Source organism: Aliidiomarina celeris, from assembly GCF_003316875.1.
Classification (GTDB): Bacteria; Pseudomonadota; Gammaproteobacteria; order Enterobacterales; family Alteromonadaceae; genus Aliidiomarina; species Aliidiomarina celeris.
Genome location: NZ_QMIL01000051.1, coordinates 1 through 262 on the forward strand (window position 1 = coordinate 1; position 262 = coordinate 262).

The 262-nt window shown below is 71.8% G+C and carries 1 protein-coding gene; it reads left to right on the plus strand.

Annotated elements, in window-relative coordinates:
• On the plus strand, positions 1-262 hold a 262-nt coding region (locus tag DQW12_RS13415; protein WP_157957936.1), incomplete at both ends, for a cobaltochelatase subunit CobN.

Genomic DNA, 262 nt, shown 5'->3' on the forward strand with positions numbered 1-262 from the left:
GCTGCTCGGCGCGCGGCCCCGCTTCGACCATTACGGGCGGCTGGCCGGGGCGGAGCTGATCCCGCTTCCGGAACTGGGCCGCCCGCGGATCGACGTGGTGATGACCCTCTCGGGTATCTTCCGCGACCTGCTGCCCTTGCAGACGCGCCTGCTGGCCGAGGCGGCGTGGCTCGCCGCGACGGCCGATGAACCGGAGGCGCAGAACTTCGTTCGCGCCCATGCCCTCGCCTATGCCGCGAAGGTCGGTTGCGACCTGGAGACG